This is a genomic window from Pseudovibrio sp. POLY-S9, assembly GCF_001431305.1.
Classification (GTDB): Bacteria; Pseudomonadota; Alphaproteobacteria; order Rhizobiales; family Stappiaceae; genus Pseudovibrio.
This window is the reverse complement of record NZ_LCWX01000190.1, coordinates 1-2,352: the sequence shown is the minus strand read 5'-3', so window position 1 is coordinate 2,352 and position 2,352 is coordinate 1. Positions and strand designations below refer to the sequence as shown.

The following is a 2,352-nucleotide window of genomic DNA, read 5'->3' as shown; positions in this document are numbered from 1 at the left end:
CAACGTTCCCGAACTCATGGCAATGGAGGAAGCAGCATGACCTTCCTTCCCCTCATCTTCACTGTAAACACCCTCCGCATGTGGCAGCTCTACTGGTTTGGAATGGAGCCGGCTCGCTATGGAACAGCCCTAGAGCAGGAGAACGAGCAATGAAGTGCCCAACTTGCGTTGGAACCGGACGCGATGACTATTTCCACCTTGCATTAAGCGAGTGCGAACGCTGCAACGGAACCGGCTCCCTCTCAATTGAAGACCTGAATCCATCTGCCTTGAAGTCGGCAACACGAGCCTACTGGTCTACCCTGCCCGTGAGCAAACACCAGCCCTTTGATGTTCTCACGCCTGACAATCAAATCAACCTAGCTTGGCACGCTGCGAAGGTCATTCTCGCTTACCAAGAACGCGACGAAGCAAATCAAACCTCGTGATGACTGAACTGTAAACCAAACTCAAGGACACCAAGATGCTGAAGATATTCGGACGTGGCAGATCAACAGAGAACGACGCTTTTTGCGGCATAGGGTTAGGCGACAAAGTAAAAGATACATTGTCAGGCTTCACTGGCATTGTTCTGGCACGATCAGAACACATTACAGGTTGCAATCAACTGTTCGTGCTCCCTAATTCAGAGAAAGATAATAAACTGAACGACGGCCAGTGGTTCGACGTTGAACGAATTGAGAAGCTGGAAGACAAAGCCGTTGAAATAGCTTCGCGTCGTACGGGAGCAGACATTCCGCTACCGCGAGTTACAGGCCGTTCAATCTAATTGCCGAGGTTACTCCTCCCAAGCGCAAATGCGTCGCCTCGGCATGAGCGGCTCAGGAAAGGCGCACCTGAGCCGCTTCCCATCTCCTCTAATCAGGAAACCACCACAATGGCAATCGACCTAGCTGCAAACGGACTCTCTAAGGACGACACCCTGATCATCGAGATCATGTCTCTCGCCTATAAAGCAAATCTTGCAACCGACTACGCTGTCTTTGTGAGCTTTGACGGACACGTCAGCATGCTTCGAGTGGCCATCGCGAAGAGCAAGAAAGAGTATCAGTTCAAGTTAGCTGAAACGTACCTCCTGCCGTCCTGCACAGCCACACAACTGGAACGTTTCGAGAAACTGGAACGGATCAGAGGTCGCCTGCAACGCTTACTAGACACTGGCGACATCGCGGCATGCGGCATGGCTACAGTTCCTGAATGCCACGATCTCTTCATTCTCTGAACTCAAGACCACGAGAAAGCCATGTTCCGTATTTCCCTTAAATACAGCGAGATCAGAGGATCGCTCGAAGAGGGTCCAACCCTTCTCATCAAGCGCATCGTGTCACTCTTTGGCTGCAAGATGCAGCTTCACAAGTTCATTAGAGCTGACAATGAAGGTTCGTTTCACACACATCCAGCATGGGCCATTCGCATTGTACTTCGAGGCGGCTACATCGAAGAGCTTGGCAACGGAGAGTTCCGCGAATGGAAACCCGGAAACATCGGGATTGTTCGCCCCGAACTTGAGCACCGCATCCACAAACTGCGCAACGGTTATGTGAGCTATTCGCTTTGGCTACGCGGTCCAAAAGTCCGCAACATCAAGCTGCGAGGTTACCCTGAGCGACTTGTTGAAAGCAGGAGCGAATGATGCGCTTGGAGTTAGAAGCCAACCCCGTCCATGTCGGCTTATGCCTGACAAAGAACCCTGCAGCTTTAGCAGAGTTACTGAGTGCGATGGCAGCGAGCGCTCCAGACGACCTCGCCACAAAGGTCAATCAGCACATGCCAAGCGGGATGCGAGATCGCACCGCAGACCTGCTTGAAAAGCTCTTACTCACCATCTCAGCCTTCAATCAAGGAGACGATCATGGATAGCTTGAACACCAGCAACCCGGATTACTACGAGGACGGAATCCGGTTTGGCACCGGACCCGAGTTGATCGCGCAGATTAAGAAGCTGCAAGAAGAACTCGCGACAGCTAAGAGCACAGAGAGCGACAGACTACTCGAAGAGATGGAGGGTTCTCTGGAGAGCGTCGACATGGGCATCGCGTTTATGCCGCCAACCACCAGCCACGAATACGCCAAAGGCTGCAACGATAACCTTGAAGAAGTCCGCCGCGTACTCAGTGAAGTGTTTGACACCTCCGAAACCCGAGAACCTTGCTTGCTGAACAGGCTGGACAAGATCGCGAACCGCTTTCTTTGGGGCGTTCACTTCATCGGCCCAGACGAAATATGGGCAGCAGAGAGCTACGCCGCAGCAGTGAGGCTGGCAAAGCAGCACAATCAACATTTCATCAGCTCTATGGAAACCACAGATGTTGCCGTCATTGCAGCGCCAACACCTTGGATTGGCGAGCCAGA

6 protein-coding genes are annotated in these 2,352 nt (G+C 52.4%); all 6 read left to right on the top strand.

What is annotated here, in order from left to right; genetic code table 11:
- The first annotated feature begins 149 nt into the window (after positions 1 to 149).
- Positions 150 to 428 (top strand): hypothetical protein, encoded by a 279-nt coding sequence (locus tag PPL9_RS18385; RefSeq protein WP_057464052.1) that lies wholly within the window; start codon positions 150 to 152, stop codon positions 426 to 428.
- Positions 429 to 463: 35 nt separating this feature from the next.
- A complete protein-coding gene (locus PPL9_RS18380) occupies positions 464 to 769 on the top strand; it encodes a hypothetical protein (RefSeq protein ID WP_057464051.1) in 306 nt (101 codons plus the stop codon).
- A gap of 108 nt (positions 770 to 877) precedes the next feature.
- Positions 878 to 1,222 carry a hypothetical protein gene (locus tag PPL9_RS18375; RefSeq protein WP_057464050.1) on the top strand — a complete coding sequence of 115 codons (345 nt, stop codon included), beginning with the start codon at positions 878 to 880 and terminating at the stop codon, positions 1,220 to 1,222.
- 21 nt (positions 1,223 to 1,243) lie between these two features.
- Positions 1,244 to 1,633: a hypothetical protein gene (locus PPL9_RS18370; protein WP_057464049.1), complete on the top strand. Its 390-nt coding sequence runs from the start codon at positions 1,244 to 1,246 to the stop codon at positions 1,631 to 1,633.
- Positions 1,633 to 1,860 carry a hypothetical protein gene (locus PPL9_RS18365; RefSeq protein ID WP_057465972.1) on the top strand — a complete coding sequence of 76 codons (228 nt, stop codon included), beginning with the start codon at positions 1,633 to 1,635 and terminating at the stop codon, positions 1,858 to 1,860. The genes PPL9_RS18370 and PPL9_RS18365 overlap by 1 nt, the downstream gene beginning before the upstream one ends.
- The coding region (locus PPL9_RS18360; RefSeq protein WP_152986755.1) for a hypothetical protein at positions 1,853 to 2,352 on the top strand (500 nt) is incomplete at its 3' end. The genes PPL9_RS18365 and PPL9_RS18360, both read left to right, overlap by 8 nt.